The sequence below is a fragment of the Pseudomonas sp. LBUM1653 genome (assembly GCF_059716115.1).
On record NZ_CP166803.1, the window covers coordinates 4,747,222 to 4,766,295 of the forward strand.

Below are 19,074 nucleotides of genomic sequence, written 5' to 3' on the forward strand. Positions count from 1 at the left end.
GATGGCCAAATCCTTACTGATCATCAGCCGCCAATCGCCTTGGTCCGGTCCGGGCGCGCGGGAAGCGCTGGACATCGTCCTGGCGGGCGGCGCCTTCGATCTGCCGATCGGCCTGCTGTTTCTCGACGACGGCGTGTTCCAGCTCGCCACGCATCAGGACGCCAAGTTCCTGCAACAGAAAGACCTGAGCGCCAACCTGCAGGCACTGCCGATGTTCGGTGTTGAAGAACTGTTTGTCTGTGCCGACAGCGCTGCCGAACATGGCCTGGACCCTGGTGCCCTGGCGCTGGAGGAAGCCCAAGTGTTGGCCGCCCACGAAATCACTGCACTCATTGACCGTTACGACCAGGTGATCACCCTCTGATGTCGACTTTGCATGTGTTGTCTCATTCCCCGTTCGGCGACGACCGCCTGAACAGTTGCCTGCGCGTGATCGGTACCCACGACGCGCTGCTGCTGTGCGGTGACGCGGCCTATGCCCTGCAGCCGGGCACCGCACCCTTCACGGCGCTGAATGCTCGCGGCCTGACACTCTACGTTCTGGCCGAAGATGCCCAAGCCCGGGCTATCGATGTTCCGGACTGGGCAACGGTTGTCGATTATCCGGCCTTCGTCGAACTGTCGATCCGCCACGACAAGGTCAACAGCTGGCTATGAATGTATTGACGGTCGGCGCGCGCGCCATCGAACTGGACAAGGACGGTTTTCTGCTGGAGCTCAGTGACTGGTCGGCGGACGTCGCCAGTGCCCTGGCCGCCGCCGAAGACATCGAGTTGAGCCCCGAGCACTGGGAAATTCTCGAACTGCTGCGCAGCTTCTACGCTGAATTCCAGCTGTCGCCGGCCACCCGGCCGCTGATCAAGTACACCGCATTGAAACTCGGCCCGGACAAAGGCAACAGCCTGCACCTGAACCGACTGTTCAAAGGCACCCCTGCCAAACTCGCCGCGAAACTGGCGGGCCTGCCCAAACCGACGAATTGCTTATGACCGACTTCCCTGCGCTGACCCTCGAAACGCCTGCCGAGCACCCGTTCGCCCAATTCGTGCGCATCCTCGGCAAAGGCAAGCGCGGTGCCCGCGACCTGACGCGTGAAGAAGCCCGCGCCGCCATGGGCATGGTGCTTGACGACAAGGTCGAGGACACCCAGCTCGGCGCCTTCCTGATGCTGTTGCGCCACAAGGAAGAAAGCGCCGAGGAAATGGCCGGGTTCACGGAAGCCTTGCGTGAACGCCTGAATCCACCGGCATTGGCCGTCGATCTGGACTGGCCGACCTATGCCGGCAAAAAACGTCATCTGCCGTGGTACCTGCTGGCGGCCAAGTGCCTGGCGCAGAACGGCGTGCGGGTCTTCATGCACGGCGGCGGCGCGCACACTGCGGGTCGGCTCTACAGCGAACAATTGCTGGATGAGCTGAACATCCCGTTGTGCCGCGACTGGCAGCAGGTGGGCGTGGCGCTGGACAACGGCGGCCTGGCCTTCATGCCGTTGGTGGACTGGGCGCCGCAACTGCAACGCATGATCGACCTGCGCAACACCCTCGGCCTGCGCTCGCCGATCCACTCGCTGGCGCGAATCCTCAACCCGCTGGGCGCCCGTTGCGGCCTGCAAAGCATCTTCCACCCCGGTTACCAGGCGGTGCATCGCGATGCCAGCGGCTTGCTCGGCGACACCGCGATCGTGGTCAAGGGCGATGGCGGTGAGATCGAGATCAACCCCGACGCCGACAGTCACTTATACGGCACCAGCGGCGGCGAGAGCTGGGATGAAGAGTGGCCGCAACTGTCGAGTCAGCGCCACGTCAAACCCGCCAGTCTGGAACCTGGGCATCTCAAGGCGGTATGGCGCGGCGATGTGGTGGACAGTTACCCGCAAATGGCCCTGATCTCGACCATGGCCCTGGCTTTACGCGGTCTCGGCCAGACCCGCGAGCAAGCGTTCGAGACCGCCCAGCATTACTGGGATGCGCGGGACAAATCGATTTAATCGATCATAACCCTGCAAACTTTGCGCTTTTTTATCGAACCTATCAGCCTAGACTCCTCTCCAACGCTTATCGGTTGAGGAGTCTCGGACATGGGTTTGTTAGTTGAAGGTCGCTGGCAAGACAAGTGGTACGAAAGCAAGGACGGCACGTTCCAGCGTGAACAGGCGTAGCGTCGCAACTGGGTCACCGCTGACGGCCAACCCGGCCCCAGTGGTGTCGGTAGTTTTGCTGCCGAGCCGGGCCGCTATCACCTCTACGTGTCCCTCGCCTGTCCGTGGGCCCACCGCACGCTGATCCTGCGCAAACTCAAGGGCCTTGAAAGCCTGATCGACGTGTCGGTGGTCAGCTATTTGATGCTGGAGAACGGTTGGACTTTCGACAAGTCCCACGGCTCCACCGGCGACAAACTCGATCACTTTGACTTCATGCACCAGCGCTACACCGCCGATACCGCCGACTACACCGGCCGCGTCACGGTGCCGGTGCTCTGGGACAAACAGCAGCATCGCATCGTCAACAATGAATCGGCGGAAATCATCCGCATGTTCAATGGCGCCTTCGATGAGCTGACCGGCAATGACCTGGATTTCTATCCGGCACCGTTGCGTGGCGAAATTGATGCGTTAAACGAGCGGATTTATCCGGCGGTGAACAACGGCGTGTATCGGGCCGGGTTTGCCACGTCGCAAACCGCTTATGAAGAAGCCTTCGATGAATTGTTTGCAGAACTGGATCGGCTGGAGCAGTTGTTAAGTGCCAATCGCTACCTGACCGGTGAGTACCTGACCGAAGCGGACATCCGCCTGTTCACTACGCTGATTCGTTTCGACGCGGTGTATTACGGTCACTTCAAGTGCAACCTGAAGCGGATAGCCGATTATCCGAACCTGTCGAACTGGCTGCGGGAGATTTACCAGTGGCGGGGGATTGCCGAGACGGTGGATTTCGAACACATCAAGAACCACTACTACGGCAGCCACAAGACCATCAACCCGACGGGTATCGTGCCGAAAGGGCCCGCGCAGGATTTCACCGCGAGCCATGATCGGGCGCGGTTGAGTGGGAAAGGGGTTTGGCGCAAGGCCTGAGGTTTTGATCGTTCCCACGCTCCGCGTGGGAATGCATCCCGTGACGCTCCGCGTCACAGCATTAGAAGCGGAACGCGGAGCGTCCCTGGCGGCATTCCCACGCAGAGCGTGGGAACGATCGGTTGCAGAGATTCAGAGCTGCGCCTGAGCCCCTTCGAACCACGCCAGTTTCTCGCGCAGTTGCACCACTTCCCCCACGATCACCAGCGTCGGCGCATGCACTTCATGCTCCGCCACCAGTCGAGGCAGGTCCGCCAGGGTGCCGGTGAACACCCGCTGATTGACCGTGGTGCCCTGCTGGATCAACGCCGCCGGGGTATCCGCCCCGCGACCATGCTTGATCAACTGCTCGCAGATGCTCGGCAAACCCACCAACCCCATGTAGAACACCAGCGTCTGCGCCGGCGCGACCAGGTCGGCCCACGGTAGATCGGTGGAGCCGTCCTTCAAGTGACCGGTAATAAACCGCACTGACTGCGCGTAATCACGGTGGGTCAGCGGTATCCCGGCATAGGCGGCGCAACCGCTGGCCGCCGTGATGCCCGGTACGACCTGGAACGGGATGCCATGAGCCGCCAGTTCTTCGATCTCTTCACCGCCGCGGCCGAAGATGAACGGATCGCCACCCTTCAACCGCACCACACGCTTGCCTTGCTTCGCCAGGTCGACCAATTGCTGGTTGATCTGGTCCTGCGGCACGGCGTGATCGGAGCGGCGCTTGCCAACGTAGACGCGCTCGGCATCGCGCCGGCACAACTCAAGAATCGCCGGTGCTACCAAGCGGTCGTACAGCACCACGTCGGCTTGCTGCATCAGGCGCAAGGCGCGGAATGTCAGCAGGTCCGGATCACCAGGACCTGCGCCCACCAGATACACCTCACCGGTGGCCACCGGCGCTTCTCCAGCGATTTTCGCCTGCAGCAAACGCTCGGCTTCACCGCCCTGCCCGGCCAGTTGCCGATCGGCAATCGGGCCCTGGAAGACGTCTTCCCAGAACGCGCGGCGCTGCTGCACATCCGGGAACAGCTTTTTCACCTCGTGACGGAAACGCGCCGCCAGGCCAGCCAGTTGGCCGTAGGTAGAAGGAATCCAGGTTTCAATCTTGGCGCGGATCAACCGCGCCAGCACCGGCGCATCGCCACCGCTGGACACGGCAATGATCAGCGGTGAGCGGTCGACGATGGCCGGGAAGATCACGCTGCACAAGGCTGGCGCGTCCACCACATTGACCGGCACACAACGCCGATGGGCATCGGCGGACACTTGTGCGTTAAGCGCTTCGTCGTCGGTGGCAGCAATGATCAGCGCGCAGCCGTCCAGATCCGTCTCGACGTAACCGCGCACCAGGCACTCGCCAGCGCTGGCGCTGACCAGTTCACGCAGCTGCGTTTCGATTTCAGGTGCGACCACCCGCAGCAGCGCACCGGCATCGGCCAGCAGGCGGGATTTGCGCAAGGCAATCTCCCCCCCACCGACGACCAACACACGACTGCCGCGAAGGTTATGGAACAGCGGCAGATAGTTCATTTAGCCGATGACCTCAAGGCCACCCATGTACGGCTTGAGCACCTCAGGGATACGGATCGAACCGTCGGCCTGCTGGTAGTTTTCCAGCACCGCCACCAGGGTACGACCGACCGCCAGGCCGGAACCGTTCAGGGTGTGTACCAGTTCCGGCTTGCCGGTTTCCGGGTTGCGGAAACGCGCTTGCATACGGCGGGCCTGGAAGTCGCCGCAGTTGGAGCACGACGAGATTTCGCGGTATTTGTCCTGGCTCGGAATCCACACTTCCAGGTCATAGGTCTTGACCGCACTGAAGCCCATGTCGCCGGTGCACAGGGCAATCGTGCGATAAGGCAATTCGAGCAGTTGCAGGACTTTCTCGGCGTTGGCGGTCAGGCCTTCCAGCGCTTCCATCGACGTCGACGGCTCGACGATCTGCACCATCTCGACCTTGTCGAACTGGTGCTGACGGATCATGCCGCGGGTGTCGCGACCCGACGCGCCGGCTTCACTGCGGAAGCACGGAGTGTGGGCAACGAACTTGATCGGCAGCAGTTTCGAATCGACGATTTCGCCGGCGACGATGTTGGTCAGCGACACTTCGGCGGTCGGGATCAGGTACAGATCGGCTTCGCCTTCGCGCGCGATCTTGAACAGGTCTTCTTCGAATTTCGGCAGTTGACCGGTGCCTTGCAGCGCCGGGGCCTGGACCAGATAAGGCGTGTAGGCCTCTTCGTAGCCGTGCTCGGTGACGTGCAGGTTGATCATGAACTGCGCCAGGGCGCGATGCAGGCGGGCGATCGGGCCGCGCAACAGAGCGAATCGGGCGCCGGACAGCTTGGCGGCGGTCTCGAAGTCCAGCCAGCCGAACTTTTCGCCCAGGGCGACGTGGTCCTGCACCGGGAAATCGAACGCGGTCGGCGTGCCCCAGCGGCGCACTTCGACGTTGCCGTCTTCGTCTTCGCCGATCGGCACCGATTCATGCGGCAAGTTGGGAATGCCGAGCACGATCGAGTCCAGCTCGGTCTGGATCGCGTCCAGTTCGACTTTACCGGCGCTCAATTCGCCCGCCATGCGCTCGACATCTGCCATCAACGGCGCGATGTCTTCGCCGCGCTGCTTGGCCTGACCGATGGATTTGGAGCGCGCGTTACGTTCAGCCTGCAGTGCTTCGGTGCGGGTCTGGACGGTCTTGCGCTGTTCTTCCAGCGCTTCGATGCGCGCGACATCCAGGGCAAAGCCACGGGATGCCAGGCGGTCCGCTACGTCCTGAAGGTTGCTACGTAACAGTTTGGAATCGAGCATGTCGGTCTCTCGTAATCAAAGTTTGGTCAAGGACAGGCCAGCCCAGGTGGCGAGCAGCCCGCCGAATACGCTGATGGCAGCATAGCCCAGGGCCAGAGGCACCTGCCCGCTTTCCAGCAGGCGCAGCGTATCCAGTGAAAAGGATGAAAAAGTCGTCAGCCCTCCGAGGAAGCCGACGATCAACCCGGCGCGCACCTCGATCGGCACCTCCGGGCGTAGCAAAAACAGACCGTATAAAACGCCGATCAGCAAACAGCCGACGATATTAACGGCCAGCGTCGCGGTATAGAAGTGCCGCGGCCAATTAGCGTTGATCCAGTTACCCGTGGCAAAGCGTAGCAAGGTGCCGGCCATCCCGCCGACGGAAACTGCAACGATCAAGGCAAGCACTATTTTCTCCGCTGCCGGGGGCTTAAACGGTCGAGTTTCGCCAGGTGGTTGAGCTTTTCGCCAATCTTCAGCTCCAGGCCACGGGGCACCGGCTGATAGAACGGGATAGGGTCAAGTTCTTCCGGGAAGTAGTCTTCCCCGGCGGCGTAGGCATCAGGTTCGTCGTGGGCATAACGGTATTCGTCGCCATAGCCGAGCTGTTTCATCAGCTTGGTCGGCGCGTTGCGCAGGTGCAGCGGCACTTCCAGCGAGCCGTGCTCGGCGGCGGCACGCAGTGCGGTCTTGAAGCCCATGTACACCGCGTTGCTTTTCGGCGCGCAAGCCAGATAAGTGATGGCCTGGGCCACCGCCAGTTCGCCTTCCGGGCTGCCGAGGCGCTCCTGCACTTCCCACGCCGCCAGGCACAGGCTCAGCGCACGCGGGTCGGCATTGCCGATGTCTTCGCTGGCCATGCGCACCACGCGCCGGGCCAGGTACAGCGGATCGCAGCCGCCATCGATCATGCGCGCGAACCAGTACAACGCGCCGTCGGGGTTGGAGCCGCGCACGGACTTGTGCAGCGCGGAGATCTGGTCGTAGAACGCTTCGCCCCCCTTGTCGAAACGCCGGCGGGTATCACCGAGCAGGCTTTGCAGCAGATCGGTGCCGATCTCGCTGTTGTCTTCGGCCAGGTCCGAGGCGTTTTCCAGAAGATTGAGCAAGCGCCGGCCATCGCCATCGGCGGCCGCCAGCAGCATCTGGAAGCCTTCATCGCTGAGGGTCAGGTTGCGCTTGCCCAGGCCGCGCTCTTCGGTCAGCGCGCGGTGCACCAGTTTGCGCAAGGCGGCTTCGTCGAGGCTTTTGAGCACATAGACCCGCGCCCGGGACAGCAAGGCGTTGTTGAGTTCGAACGAGGGGTTTTCCGTGGTCGCGCCAATGAAAATCAGCGTGCCGTCTTCGACATAAGGCAGGAACGCATCCTGCTGGGACTTGTTGAAGCGATGCACTTCGTCGACGAACAGAATCGTCCGGCGGCCGTACTGCGCGGCCTGCTGCTTGGCGATTTCCACTGCCTGGCGGATTTCCTTCACCCCGGCCAACACCGCCGACACCGTTTCGAAATGCGCCTCCGATACTTCCGCCAGCAACCGCGCCAGGGTGGTCTTGCCCACCCCCGGCGGTCCCCAGAAAATCATCGAATGCAGGGCACCCTGTTCCAGCGCTTCGCGCAAGGGTTTGCCGCGAGCGAGCACGTGTTCCTGACCGACATACTCGTCCAGGTTGGCCGCCCGCAAACGGGCGGCCAGGGGTTGGGCGATTGGGGTGCTGCGAAACAGGTCCATCACTACCTCTGAAACCTCACTGGGTCCCGGTGCCGATCATTAATCTGCTGAACACCACAATCTCCCTGTGGGAGCGAGCCTGCTCGCGATGGTCGTCAACGATAAAGATGACCGCCTGACCCAGCGCGGCGTATCCGAATTCATCGCGAGCAGGCTCGCTCCCACAGGTGTCATGTCGTGCTCCTTATTCCTGGATTACATCCGCACCCTTAGGAATATCGAACTTGAACTTGGACGCCGGGATCGGTTCGTTGGCCTTCACCCCGGTGAACAGGATATTGGTGCGCTGGCCGACACTGTCGATCAGCTGCATGTCATTCACCAGGCCATTGCGGAACGACAGGCGCAGGCTGTCGAACAGGGTGTCCTTGGTCTTGGGCTTCAAGGTGAAGTCGATCACGCCGCCGGCTTCCTTGGCGCTGATATCGAAGCTCTGGCTGATCTTCGACACGTCACCGGACAGCAGCAGCGCTGGCGTCTGGGTCAGGCGCTGATCGAGGTTCTTGATCGTGGCCTGCTCCAGATCCGGGTCCCACAGGGTGACCTTTTTCCCGTCGGAGACCATGGTCTGCTCGGCAGGCGCATTGGTGTGCCAATAGAACAGCCCCGGACGCTGCAGCGACATCTCGCCGGCGGTTTCCTGCAACTGGGTACCCGTACCATCGAGGGTCAGCTGGGAGAAACGCGCGGTCAGGGTCTGGGATTTTTCCAGCAATTGGGTCAGGCGTGCCACGTCCTTGTCATCGGCGTGGGCCGAGAGCGTGCTCAAAGCCAGTACCGGCAGCAACAGCATGCGGATCAGACGCATGGGAGTCCTCATAACATTCGTGGGAGTGCGGGCGGCGCCTCAAGACGCCGCCCCTTTTCAGTTCAGGTCAGTCGCGTACCGGGCCAGGGGCCAGGACTTCACGCGAACCGTTGGTGTTCATGGACGTCACGACCCCGGCCATTTCCATGGCTTCGATCATGCGCGCGGCGCGGTTGTAGCCGATCTTCAGCTTGCGCTGAACCGCGGAGATGGACGCGCGACGGCTTTCCAGGACGAACTGCACCGCTTCGTCATACAGCGCGTCGGCCTCGGGATCATCGCCGTCGCCGCCACCGCTGCTGCCTTCAAAGCCGCTGCCCGCCTCTTCGACACCGTTGAGGATGTCGTCGTTGTATTCCGGCGCACCGCGCAGTTTCCAGGCCTCGACCACGCGGTGAACCTCATCGTCGGAAACGAAGGCACCGTGGACACGGATCGGCAAGCTGGTGCCGGGCGGCATGTACAACATGTCACCGTGACCCAGCAATTGTTCGGCGCCGCCTTGGTCGATGATGGTCCGCGAGTCGATCTTGCTCGATACCTGGAACGCCATGCGGGTCGGGATGTTGGCCTTGATCAGACCGGTGATCACATCCACCGACGGACGCTGGGTCGCGAGGATCAGGTGGATACCGGCCGCCCGCGCCTTCTGGGCGATACGGGCGATCAGTTCTTCAACCTTCTTGCCGACGATCATCATCATGTCGGCGAATTCGTCGACCACCACGACGATGGTCGGCAGCTTCTGCAGCAACGGCGCTTCGTCGTGGATGCTTTCGCGCTTGTACAGCGGATCGCTCAACGGCTCGCCGGCGTCCTGGGCTTCCTTGACCTTGGCATTGAAGCCGGACAGGTTACGCACGCCCATCTTCGCCATCAGCTTGTAGCGCCGTTCCATCTCGGCGACGCTCCAGCGCAGGGCGTTGGCGGCGTCCTTCATGTCGGTGACCACCGGGCACAGCAGGTGCGGAATGCCTTCGTAGATCGACAGCTCGAGCATTTTCGGGTCGATCATGATCAGCTTGGCGTCTTCCGGGCCAGACTTGAACAGGATCGACAGGATCATCGCGTTCACCCCCACCGACTTACCGGAACCGGTGGTACCGGCCACCAGCAGGTGCGGCATCTTCGCCAGGTCAGTGATCACCGGCTTGCCGCCGATGTCATGGCCCAGGGCCAGGGTCACAGGGGACTTGAAGTTGTCGAACTCGGGGGTCGACAGCACTTCGGAGAAGCGCACGATCTGCCGGTCTTCGTTGGGAATCTCGATACCGACCGTGGTCTTGCCCGGAATCACTTCCACCACACGCACACTGGTCACGGCCAGGGACCGCGCCAGGTCTTTCGCCAGGTTGGAGATCCGGCTGACCTTGACCCCCGCCGCTGGCTGGATCTCGTAACGGGTAATCACCGGACCCGGGTGGATCGAATCCACGGTGACTTCGACGCCGAATTCCTTGAGCTTGATTTCCAGCAGGTGGCCGACGGCCGCCAGGGATTCCGGCGAGTAATTGAGTTGTTTCTTTTCCGCCGGGTCGAGAATCGAGATCGGCGGCAAGGTGCCTTCCACGGCGCTGTCGACAAACAACGGCGCTTGTTTCTCTTTTTCCACGCGTTTGCTCGGCGCTGGCGGCTTGGGTGGCGCCGGGGCGATCACCGGCGGCACCTGCTTCTCGCGCTCGGACATGTGCTTGCTCAGGGCCTGCTCGCGCTCGATCAGGCGCTCCTTGACCTTGGCCTGTTCACGCTTGTCGGTGACGGACGGCGCGACCACATCGTGCACGCGCTCATCGACTTCACGCAGTTGCGCCACCAGTTGCTTGCGCTCGGTACGGGCCGCCCACCAGCGATTGGCGGCGCCCTGGAACAGTTCAAACAGGTCGAGGGTGATCTTGCCGGTAACGTCCATCACCTTGAACCATGACAGGTCGGTGAACACCGTGAGACCGAACAGGAACAAGGCGATGAACAGCAGCGTGCTGCCCTGGATGTTCAGCGCGTTCTTCGCCAGGTCGCCAAGGCTCTCGCCCAGCGCCCCGCCAGCGCCGGCCGGCAGACCGGTCGCGGCATGGAAATGGATGTGCGCCAGCGCGGCACCGGACAGCACCAGGAACACCAGGCCGATCAGGCGCCAGGAGAACAGCCATCCGCTCCACTCCCACGGCTCGTGGCGCTGACGGAAGATCTGATAAGCCTTGATCGCCAGCAACAGCGGGAAGATATAGGCAAAGTAACCCAGCACCATGAACAGGATATCGGCGCTGTAGGAGCCCGCCGGGCCGCCGAAGTTCTGCACGTCGTCGATCTTGCTGTTGTGGCTCCAGCCCGGATCGTCCTTGCCATAGGTCAGCAAGGCCATCATCAGGAACAGGCACAACGCACCGATGGCGATCAATGCACCTTCCTTGAGGCGGTAGTGCAAGTGCTGGCGCCAGAGTGGAACGACTGTTTTGGGTGCTGCGGTGGATTTCTTCAAAACCTGTTTTTCCTGCGCCAACGGCGCGTCCATCTGTTGAATGACTATAAAACTGCCCAATCCAGGCAGGTAAAAAAGTTAACAGGCGTAACCGGGACTACTTTTAACACTGCGCACCGGTTTTCATAAACACGAAACGCGATGCCTATTTTGTTACAAACACTGTTACAGCCAGGCATTGTACGGGTTTGTACGTACGATGCCATGCTGGCAACTCTTGGGTGTAGCATAGTTAACAGCACATTACGGGCGACTCAATTTGAGCACGCATTCTCTTTTGTGACAAAGGCTTATGAGGTGTTTTTATGAGCGAAGCGAAGCATTCCCGCCTGATCATCCTGGGTTCCGGTCCCGCGGGCTACAGCGCAGCCGTGTATGCCGCTCGCGCCAACCTCAAACCCGTTGTCATTACCGGCATACAGGCAGGTGGCCAGCTCACTACTACCGTGGAAGTCGATAACTGGCCTGGCGATGTCGAAGGCCTGACCGGCCCGGTACTGATGGAGCGCATGCAAAAACACGCCGAGCGCTTTGCCACCGAGATTGTTTACGACCACATCCATACCGCCAAGTTGCAACAGCGCCCCTTCGAACTCATCGGTGACAGCGGCACTTATACCTGCGACGCCCTGATTATTGCCACTGGCGCCTCGGCACAGTATCTGGGGCTGCCTTCGGAAGAGACCTTCGCGGGCAAAGGGGTTTCAGCCTGCGCGACCTGCGACGGCTTCTTTTATCGCAACCAGGTGGTCGCGGTGGTGGGCGGCGGCAATACCGCTGTTGAAGAAGCGCTTTATCTGTCGAACATTGCCAGGGAAGTCCATCTGATTCACCGTCGCGACAAGTTGCGCTCGGAAAAGATTCTTCAGGACAAACTCTTTGAAAAAGCCGCCAAAGGCAACATTCGCCTGCACTGGAACCAGAATCTGGACGAGGTACTGGGCGACGCCAGCGGCGTGACCGGCGCGCGCCTGCGCGACAGTCATACCGGCGCACTCACGGAGTTGCCGCTGACTGGCGTGTTCATCGCCATCGGTCACAAGCCCAATACTGACCTGTTCGCCGGTCAACTGGAAATGCGTGATGGTTATCTGCTGGTAAACGGCGGCAGCGAAGGCAATGCGACGGCAACCGCCATCGAAGGCGTGTTTGCCGCGGGTGACGTCGCCGATCACGTGTATCGCCAGGCCGTCACCTCCGCTGGCGCCGGCTGCATGGCCGCCCTGGACGCGGAAAAATACCTCGACGACATTCCCGCTGTTTGACGGCACACTTTACGGCGGGCCCGACGCCCGCCATCGCCCTCCCCTTCTGTAAGCCCTGACGCCATGCTGACTTGGTTACAACGCAACACCCTGACGTTCCCGGCGCTGGAAAAGGCCATGCGCGATCCCAACGGATTGCTGGCGGCCGGTGGCGACCTGTCCGCCGATCGATTGATCCAGGCTTACCGCCATGGTTGTTTCCCCTGGTTTTCCGAAGGCCAGCCGATTCTCTGGTGGTCGCCGGACCCCCGCACCGTGCTGTTTCCCGATGAACTGCACGTGTCCCGTAGCCTGAACAAACTACTGCGCCAGCAACGCTACCAGGTGACCTTCGATCAGGATTTTGCCGCGGTCATCCGCGCCTGCGCCGCTCCCCGGGAGTATGCGGACGGCACCTGGATTACCGAGGCCATGCAGGACGCCTATATCGAGTTGCACAACCGCGGCCATGCGCATTCGGTGGAGGTCTGGGACCAGGATGAACTCGTGGGCGGGCTGTATGGCCTGGCGATGGGCCGGCTGTTTTTCGGCGAATCCATGTTCAGCCTTGCCGACAACGCCTCGAAATTTGGCTTTGCCACACTGGTGCGACATCTGAAAGACTCGGGTTTTGTGCTCATCGATTGCCAGATGCCCACCGATCATTTGCACAGCCTGGGTGCGCGGGCCATTCCGCGCCGTGTGTTTGCCGATTACCTGGCACAGCATCTGGATCAGCCCAATCGTGCAACCTGGGTTTACTGAGCGACTTTTGCGCGCGTGGCTTACACTTATTCAAAAGCTTATCCCGAGGGTTGATCATGACCGAGTTGGCGCGCTTGAAGTTTTATGCCACTCAACCCCACTCCTGCAGTTATCTGCCCGAGGAGCAGGCCACCACCCTGTTTCTCGATCCTAGCCAGCCCATGGATGTGCACGTCTATGCAGATCTGTCTGAAATGGGTTTTCGGCGCAGTGGCGACCATCTGTATCGACCCCATTGCCAGAATTGCAATGCGTGCGTACCGGCGCGCATTCCGGTAGGGCAATTCACACCCAATCGTCAGCAGAAACGCATTTTCAAACGCAACGCCGACTTGCAGGTCCGCCCCGCCAAGCCAGGTTTCAGCGAAGAATATTTCGATCTTTATCAGCGCTACATCGAAGAACGCCATGCCGATGGCGACATGTACCCGCCCAGTCGCGATCAGTTTTCGACCTTCCTGGTCCGCGACCTGCCTTTTTCACGGTTCTACGAATTTCGCCTCCAGGGCCAGTTGCTGGCCCTCGCCGTCACCGACCTTCTGCCGAACGGTCTGTCGGCAGTCTACACCTTCTATGAGCCCGCCGAAGAGCGCCGCAGCCTGGGGCGCTACGCCATACTCTGGCAAATCACCGAAGCCCGGCGCCTGGGGCTGGACGCGGTTTACCTGGGCTACTGGATCAAGAACTGTAAAAAAATGAGCTACAAGACCCAGTATCGCCCCATCGAACTGCTGATAAACCAGCGCTGGGTCATTCTGAACTAGAGCAAGCCCTAAACCCCTTGGCTTAAACACCACTTTTCGGGCACAATGCACGCCGCTTTTGCCTGGCGCAGTTGCACCGGGCCATTCATTGGACACCGAGGGCTTTACTGCATGTCGAAAGAAGACAGCTTCGAAATGGAAGGCACTGTCGTCGACACCCTGCCCAACACCATGTTTCGTGTGGAGTTGGAAAATGGGCACGTCGTAACCGCGCATATTTCCGGCAAGATGCGCAAGAACTACATTCGTATTCTTACCGGTGACAAAGTGCGCGTCGAGCTGACGCCCTATGACTTGAGCAAAGGGCGCATCACTTACCGCGCTCGCTAATCAGGTCAATACAAGACGCCCGGCATTGCCGGGCGTTTTTGTTTGCTGATCGTTCCCACGCTCTGCGTGGGAATGCCTCAACGGACGCTCCGCGTTCGGCTCTGGAAGGGACGCGGAGCGTCCCGGGCTGCATTCCCACGCGGAGCGTGGGAACGATCAATCGGCGAACAAACACCAGGCAGCAAAAAGGCGCCAATCGGCGCCTTTTTGCTGTGCTGCGATTAACGTCAGGCCATTTCAGCCGTGGTTTCGAACTCGAAGGTCAGCTCGCCGTCCTTGATGTCGATGTGTACCACACCGCCATGTTCGGCCAGTTCGCCAAAGAGGATCTCCTCCGCCAGTGGACGCTTGATCTTGTCCTGGATCAGGCGCGCCATGGGACGTGCGCCCATCGCCGAGTCGTAACCGCCGGCCGCCAACCAGCTGCGGGCGGCATCGGTGACTTCCAGCAACACACGCTTGTCTTCCAGCTGCGCCTGAAGTTCGGTGAGGAACTTGTCCACCACGCTCTTGATGACCTCATGGCTGAGGCGACCAAACTGGATGATGGTGTCCAGACGGTTGCGGAACTCTGGCGTGAAGCTCTTCTTTATCACTTCCATCGCATCGGACGAATGGTCCTGATGGGTGAAACCGATCGAAGCACGGGCTGCAGTTTCGGCACCGGCGTTGGTCGTCATAATGACGATCACGTTGCGGAAGTCGGCCTTGCGCCCGTTGTTATCGGTCAGCGTCCCGTGGTCCATGACCTGCAGCAGCAAGTTGAAGACTTCCGGATGCGCCTTCTCGATTTCATCGAGCAACAGCACGCAGTGTGGCTGCTTGGTGATGGCTTCGGTCAGCAGACCGCCCTGATCGAACCCGACATAGCCTGGAGGCGCACCGATCAAACGCGATACGGTGTGGCGCTCCATGTACTCGGACATGTCGAAGCGAATCAGCTCGACCCCCAGTGCCTTGGCCAGCTGCCGTGCCGCTTCGGTTTTACCGACACCGGTGGGACCGGCGAACAGGAACGAACCAACTGGCTTGTCAGGCGACTTGAGGCCGGCACGGGACAGTTTGATCGCGGTCGCCAGCGAATCGATCGCAGCATCCTGACCAAACACCGTGAGCTTCAGGTCACGCTCAAGGTTACGCAGCAGCTCTTTATCGGAACTGGTGACGTGTTTTGGCGGAATCCGCGCGATTTTCGCGACGATGTCCTCGACTTGAGGCACTTCGATGCGTTTTACCCGTTTCTCCACCGGCTGCAGGCGCTGGTAGGCACCCGCCTCGTCGATGACGTCGATGGCCTTGTCCGGCATGTGCCGGTCATTGATGTAGCGCGAAGCCAGTTCGGCAGCGGCGCGCAAGGCCTCATCACTGTATTCGATATTGTGATGGGACTCGAAACGCCCTTTCAGGCCGCGCAGAATACCGATGGTGTCTTCCACCGAAGGCTCCGACACATCGACCTTCTGGAAGCGTCGTGCCAAGGCACGGTCCTTCTCGAAGATCCCGCGGAATTCCTGGAAGGTGGTCGAACCGATGCAGCGGATATCACCGGACGACAGCAGCGGCTTGAGCAGGTTCGAGGCATCCATGACGCCACCGGACGCGGCACCCGCCCCGATGATGGTGTGGATCTCGTCGATGAACAGGATCGCCTGCGGACGTTTTTTCAGCTCATTGAGCAACGCCTTGAAGCGCTTCTCGAAATCGCCGCGGTATTTGGTCCCGGCCAGCAAAGCACCCAGGTCGAGGGAGTAAACCACGCTGTTGGCCAGCAGGTCCGGCACCTGGTTGTCGACAATGCGCTTGGCCAGGCCTTCGGCAATCGCGGTTTTACCCACGCCCGCCTCGCCCACCAGCAGCGGATTGTTCTTGCGGCGGCGGGCCAGGATCTGGGCGACGCGCTCGACTTCCATCTCACGGCCTACCAATGGATCGATTCGACCCTGGCGCGCGAGTTCATTAAGGTTGCTGGCATAAGCATCCAGTGGATTGCCTGAAGATGAAGACTCACCGCCCTCGTCGTCCTGCATATCTTGCTCACCCTCAGAGTGATCGCCGTGCCCCGGCACTTTGGAAATACCATGGGCGATGTAGTTGACGACATCGATGCGCGCAACGCTCTGCTGTTTCAGCAGAAACACCGCCTGACTCTCTTGCTCACTGAAGATCGCGACCAGCACGTTGGCGCCAGTCACTTCGCGTTTGCCCGAGCTCTGTACGTGAAACACAGCACGTTGCAGGACACGCTGGAAGCCCAGGGTTGGCTGGGTCTCACGATCCTCGTCATGCACGGGGATCAATGGCGTGGTGGAGTCGATGAACTCCTGCAGGTCATGCTTGAGTTTGTCGAGGTTCGCGCCGCACGCACGCAAAACGGTGGCGGCAGCCTCATTGTCCAATAGGGCCAGCAGGAGATGTTCGACGGTCATGAATTCATGACGCTTCGAACGAGCCTCCTTGAAGGCAAGATTGAGGGTGACTTCGAGCTCGCGGTTTAACATAGCTTCACCTCATACCCAAGTGGTCGGCGATTAACCGTCCTTCTCGATTTCACAGAGTAGCGGATGCTGGCTTTCCCTGGCGTACTGGTTGACCTGCATGGCCTTTGTCTCGGCGATGTCGCGGGTAAACACTCCACATACTGCCCGCCCTTCTGTATGGACGGCCAGCATGACCTTGGTCGCCAGCTCGCGATTCAGGTTAAAAAACACCTCGAGCACTTCGACGACGAAATCCATCGGTGTGTAGTCATCATTGAACAAAACCACCTTGTACATCGGCGGCGCCTGTAAAGCAGGCTTGGCCTCCTGAACAGCAATGCCTGCGGAATCGTCGTCGTGTTCCTCCGGGCGATCTTTCTGGAGAGTCGGGCGATCCTGATTGAATGTTAGTCGAATCTGGCTGATTGCATGCATGGAAAGAAAGGTTCGTCAGTTGTGCAAATACAGTGGTGGGGGCGGTCTTGGGCGATTTCAACTCCGACTGCCTGGTCAGCTTGACTATCGGCAAAACGGTGTTACAACCAATAGAGCCCACAGTGGGTAAAAAAGGTCCGCGGAGTCAACTTTTTTTCTAAGAAGTGACTGCGGATGTACTGGATGATACTCCAGTGATGGAGTCTGTAGCAGAGGGAGTTGGTATGTCAGGTGTCAAGGTCAGCGGCAAGGTTAAATGGTTCAACAACGCCAAGGGTTACGGTTTCATCAACGAGGACGGCAAATCGGAAGACCTGTTTGCTCACTACTCGGCCATTCAAATGGAGGGTTATAAAACCCTGAAAGCCGGGCAAGCCGTTGTCTTCGAGATTATCCAGGGGCCTAAAGGGCTGCACGCCGTCAACATCGGCGCCCCTGTCGATACGACGAATGCCACCACACCTGCTACGCAACAGACAGTTACGGTTTAACGCAGCAGCGTCATCCAGTCATAAAAAAACCGCCCGACTCATTCATCTGAATCGGGCGGTTTTTGTGTGCCTGTCTTTCGCTTACATGTGCTTGATCAGTGCTTCACCGAACCCGGAAGACGAGACCAGCGTCGCGCCTTCCATCAGGCGCTCGAAGTCATAGGTCACGGTCTTGGCCTTGATCGCACCATTGGTGCCCTTGATGATCAGGTCCGCCGCCTCAGTCCAGCCCAGGTGACGCAGCATCATTTCTGCCGAAAGGATCACCGACCCCGGGTTGACCTGGTCCTTGCCGGCATACTTCGGTGCAGTACCGTGGGTAGCTTCGAACATGGCCACGGTGTCGGACAGGTTGGCACCTGGTGCGATACCGATACCGCCCACTTCCGCCGCCAGCGCATCGGAGAGGTAGTCACCGTTGAGGTTCAGCGTGGCGATCACATCGTATTCGGCTGGACGCAGCAGGATCTGCTGGAGCATGGCGTCGGCGATGGCGTCCTTGACGACGACTTCGCGGCCGGTTTTCGGATTCTTGAATTTCATCCACGGGCCGCCATCGAGCAGCTCGGCACCGAATTCTTCCTTCGCCACCTCATAGCCCCAGTCCTTGAAGGCGCCTTCGGTGAACTTCATGATGTTGCCTTTGTGCACGATGGTCAGCGACTTGCGGTCGTTATCCACCACATATTGCAGGGCCTTGCGCACCAGACGCTGGGTGCCTTCCTTGGAAACCGGCTTGATACCGATGCCGCAGTCCTGGTCGAAACGGATCTTGGTGACGCCCATTTCTTCTTTCAGGAACTTGATGACTTTGGTGGCTTCAGGCGAACCGGCCTTCCACTCGATACCGGCATAAATGTCTTCGGAGTTTTCGCGGAAGATCACCATGTCCACGTCGCCGGGCTTTTTCACCGGGCTTGGCACACCTTCGAACCACACCACCGGCCGCAGGCACACGTACAGGTCCAGCTGTTGGCGCAGGGCAACGTTGAGCGAGCGAATACCGCCACCGACCGGGGTGGTCAGTGGGCCCTTGATGGAGACGACGTAATCTTTAACGGCATCCAGGGTTTCCTGGGGCAACCAGGTGTCCTGGTCGTAGACTTGTGTAGCCTTTTCGCCAGCATAGACTTCCATCCAGGAAATCTTGCGCTTGCCCCCGTAGGCCTTTTCCACGGCAGCATCAACAACCTTGATCATGACGGGGCTGACGTCGACGCCAATGCCGTCGCCTTCAATGAACGGGATGATCGGATTATCAGGAACATTGAGAGAATGGTCTGCATTGACGGTGATTTTGTCGCCGACGGCTGGAACCTGAATCTTCTTGTAACCCATGCTGAACTCCATTGATTGGATTGAACATCTGGCTTGGTTCGAGCGTAACCCAGTTAAATCGGCGCGCAAACCCTCTGATCTATTCATATGCCGCAAAGCCACACTACCTGCGACCTACAAGCCTGAAAGCAAAGGGAAAAGCGCCAAACTCAAGCACGACGAATGACCTTACGCCTTGCTCGTCCCTGCGACCTTTAGACCAATGGACGACAATCGTTGTGTATGAACCATCGGCAGATTGCCAGCTACCTATGTATAATGCCGCCCGCTGACTAAAGGGTCACGACGGCTGGACTGCTCTATGATGAGCTTTTCCGCCTGATAGGCCGGCCTGTTACCGCAGCCCGGCT

At 60.0% G+C, this 19,074-nt stretch carries 18 protein-coding genes and 1 pseudogene; 10 read left to right on the forward strand and 9 right to left on the reverse strand.

Features of this window, described 5'->3' with window-relative positions; genetic code table 11:
* Position 1 precedes the first annotated feature (1 nt).
* From tusC to ACA054_RS21355, 5 genes and pseudogenes are all read left to right on the forward strand, one after another.
* Positions 2–364: a sulfurtransferase complex subunit TusC gene (gene tusC / locus ACA054_RS21335; protein ID WP_497686043.1), complete on the forward strand. Its 363-nt coding sequence runs from the start codon at positions 2–4 to the stop codon at positions 362–364.
* A complete protein-coding gene (gene tusB / locus ACA054_RS21340; protein ID WP_497686044.1) occupies positions 364–657 on the forward strand; it encodes a sulfurtransferase complex subunit TusB in 294 nt (97 codons plus the stop codon). Before tusC ends, tusB begins: the two co-directional genes overlap by 1 nt.
* Complete coding sequence (locus ACA054_RS21345) at positions 654–989, forward strand: TusE/DsrC/DsvC family sulfur relay protein (protein WP_008062047.1); 336 nt, start codon at positions 654–656, stop codon at positions 987–989. Before tusB ends, ACA054_RS21345 begins: the two co-directional genes overlap by 4 nt.
* Complete coding sequence (locus tag ACA054_RS21350) at positions 986–1,987, forward strand: glycosyl transferase family protein (protein ID WP_497686045.1); 1,002 nt, start codon at positions 986–988, stop codon at positions 1,985–1,987. Before ACA054_RS21345 ends, ACA054_RS21350 begins: the two co-directional genes overlap by 4 nt.
* 90 nt (positions 1,988–2,077) lie before the next feature.
* Positions 2,078–3,076: pseudogene (locus ACA054_RS21355) on the forward strand (glutathione S-transferase family protein).
* 132 nt (positions 3,077–3,208) lie between these two features.
* Here the strand turns inward: ACA054_RS21355 and cysG are convergent.
* The 6 genes from cysG to ACA054_RS21385 all read right to left on the reverse strand — a co-directional run bounded on the left by cysG (position 3,209) and on the right by ACA054_RS21385 (position 10,880).
* Positions 3,209–4,603 carry a siroheme synthase CysG gene (gene cysG, locus ACA054_RS21360; RefSeq protein WP_497686046.1) on the reverse strand — a complete coding sequence of 465 codons (1,395 nt, stop codon included), beginning with the start codon at positions 4,601–4,603 and terminating at the stop codon, positions 3,209–3,211.
* Positions 4,604–5,884 carry a serine--tRNA ligase gene (gene serS, locus ACA054_RS21365; RefSeq protein WP_497635627.1) on the reverse strand — a complete coding sequence of 427 codons (1,281 nt, stop codon included), beginning with the start codon at positions 5,882–5,884 and terminating at the stop codon, positions 4,604–4,606.
* A 15-nt stretch (positions 5,885–5,899) separates the two neighbouring features.
* Entirely contained in the window at positions 5,900–6,274 is a 375-nt protein-coding gene (crcB, locus tag ACA054_RS21370) for a fluoride efflux transporter CrcB (protein ID WP_497686047.1), read from the reverse strand.
* A complete protein-coding gene (locus ACA054_RS21375; protein ID WP_497686048.1) occupies positions 6,274–7,596 on the reverse strand; it encodes a replication-associated recombination protein A in 1,323 nt (440 codons plus the stop codon). Before ACA054_RS21375 ends, crcB begins: the two co-directional genes overlap by 1 nt.
* A gap of 184 nt (positions 7,597–7,780) precedes the next feature.
* Entirely contained in the window at positions 7,781–8,404 is a 624-nt protein-coding gene (lolA, locus tag ACA054_RS21380; protein WP_008062032.1) for an outer membrane lipoprotein periplasmic chaperone LolA, read from the reverse strand.
* 67 nt (positions 8,405–8,471) lie between these two features.
* The gene (locus ACA054_RS21385; RefSeq protein WP_497686049.1) at positions 8,472–10,880 is read right to left on the reverse strand and encodes a DNA translocase FtsK; all 2,409 of its coding nucleotides are present in this window, start codon (positions 10,878–10,880) and stop codon (positions 8,472–8,474) included.
* Between the two features lie 305 nt (positions 10,881–11,185).
* Between ACA054_RS21385 and trxB the strand changes: the two genes are divergently transcribed.
* The 4 genes from trxB to infA all read left to right on the forward strand — a co-directional run bounded on the left by trxB (position 11,186) and on the right by infA (position 13,983).
* Entirely contained in the window at positions 11,186–12,145 is a 960-nt protein-coding gene (gene trxB / locus ACA054_RS21390; protein ID WP_497686050.1) for a thioredoxin-disulfide reductase, read from the forward strand.
* A gap of 63 nt (positions 12,146–12,208) precedes the next feature.
* Positions 12,209–12,889: a leucyl/phenylalanyl-tRNA--protein transferase gene (gene aat, locus ACA054_RS21395; RefSeq protein WP_497686051.1), complete on the forward strand. Its 681-nt coding sequence runs from the start codon at positions 12,209–12,211 to the stop codon at positions 12,887–12,889.
* Between the two features lie 56 nt (positions 12,890–12,945).
* Positions 12,946–13,653: an arginyltransferase gene (locus ACA054_RS21400; protein WP_497686052.1), complete on the forward strand. Its 708-nt coding sequence runs from the start codon at positions 12,946–12,948 to the stop codon at positions 13,651–13,653.
* A 111-nt stretch (positions 13,654–13,764) separates the two neighbouring features.
* A complete protein-coding gene (gene infA, locus ACA054_RS21405; protein WP_002553999.1) occupies positions 13,765–13,983 on the forward strand; it encodes a translation initiation factor IF-1 in 219 nt (72 codons plus the stop codon).
* Between the two features lie 227 nt (positions 13,984–14,210).
* Here the strand turns inward: infA and clpA are convergent, their stop codons facing one another.
* Together clpA and clpS are read right to left on the reverse strand one after the other, a co-directional pair.
* Positions 14,211–16,481, reverse strand: a complete 2,271-nt coding sequence (gene clpA, locus ACA054_RS21410; protein ID WP_497635635.1) for an ATP-dependent Clp protease ATP-binding subunit ClpA — start codon at positions 16,479–16,481, stop codon at positions 14,211–14,213.
* 30 nt (positions 16,482–16,511) lie between these two features.
* Entirely contained in the window at positions 16,512–16,895 is a 384-nt protein-coding gene (gene clpS / locus ACA054_RS21415) for an ATP-dependent Clp protease adapter ClpS (RefSeq protein ID WP_020799529.1), read from the reverse strand.
* A gap of 224 nt (positions 16,896–17,119) precedes the next feature.
* On the opposite strand from clpS, the gene cspD reads away from it, so the two are divergent.
* The gene (gene cspD, locus ACA054_RS21420; protein ID WP_497686053.1) at positions 17,120–17,386 is read left to right on the forward strand and encodes a cold shock domain-containing protein CspD; all 267 of its coding nucleotides are present in this window, start codon (positions 17,120–17,122) and stop codon (positions 17,384–17,386) included.
* An 81-nt stretch (positions 17,387–17,467) separates the two neighbouring features.
* Here the strand turns inward: cspD and icd are convergent, their stop codons facing one another.
* Positions 17,468–18,724: an NADP-dependent isocitrate dehydrogenase gene (gene icd / locus ACA054_RS21425; protein ID WP_497686054.1), complete on the reverse strand. Its 1,257-nt coding sequence runs from the start codon at positions 18,722–18,724 to the stop codon at positions 17,468–17,470.
* Between the last annotated feature and the right edge of the window lie 350 nt (positions 18,725–19,074).

Coding starts and splice junctions, on each gene's coding strand:
- tusC (WP_497686043.1), top strand. CDS start 2: ATGGCCAAATCCTTACTGATCATCAGCCGCCAATCGCCTTGGTCCGGT.
- tusB (WP_497686044.1), top strand. CDS start 364: ATGTCGACTTTGCATGTGTTGTCTCATTCCCCGTTCGGCGACGACCGC.
- ACA054_RS21345 (WP_008062047.1), top strand. CDS start 654: ATGAATGTATTGACGGTCGGCGCGCGCGCCATCGAACTGGACAAGGAC.
- ACA054_RS21350 (WP_497686045.1), top strand. CDS start 986: ATGACCGACTTCCCTGCGCTGACCCTCGAAACGCCTGCCGAGCACCCG.
- cysG (WP_497686046.1), bottom strand. CDS start 4,603: ATGAACTATCTGCCGCTGTTCCATAACCTTCGCGGCAGTCGTGTGTTG.
- serS (WP_497635627.1), bottom strand. CDS start 5,884: ATGCTCGATTCCAAACTGTTACGTAGCAACCTTCAGGACGTAGCGGAC.
- ACA054_RS21375 (WP_497686048.1), bottom strand. CDS start 7,596: ATGGACCTGTTTCGCAGCACCCCAATCGCCCAACCCCTGGCCGCCCGT.
- lolA (WP_008062032.1), bottom strand. CDS start 8,404: ATGCGTCTGATCCGCATGCTGTTGCTGCCGGTACTGGCTTTGAGCACG.
- trxB (WP_497686050.1), top strand. CDS start 11,186: ATGAGCGAAGCGAAGCATTCCCGCCTGATCATCCTGGGTTCCGGTCCC.
- aat (WP_497686051.1), top strand. CDS start 12,209: ATGCTGACTTGGTTACAACGCAACACCCTGACGTTCCCGGCGCTGGAA.
- ACA054_RS21400 (WP_497686052.1), top strand. CDS start 12,946: ATGACCGAGTTGGCGCGCTTGAAGTTTTATGCCACTCAACCCCACTCC.
- infA (WP_002553999.1), top strand. CDS start 13,765: ATGTCGAAAGAAGACAGCTTCGAAATGGAAGGCACTGTCGTCGACACC.
- clpA (WP_497635635.1), bottom strand. CDS start 16,481: ATGTTAAACCGCGAGCTCGAAGTCACCCTCAATCTTGCCTTCAAGGAG.
- clpS (WP_020799529.1), bottom strand. CDS start 16,895: ATGCATGCAATCAGCCAGATTCGACTAACATTCAATCAGGATCGCCCG.
- cspD (WP_497686053.1), top strand. CDS start 17,120: ATGTCAGGTGTCAAGGTCAGCGGCAAGGTTAAATGGTTCAACAACGCC.
- icd (WP_497686054.1), bottom strand. CDS start 18,724: ATGGGTTACAAGAAGATTCAGGTTCCAGCCGTCGGCGACAAAATCACC.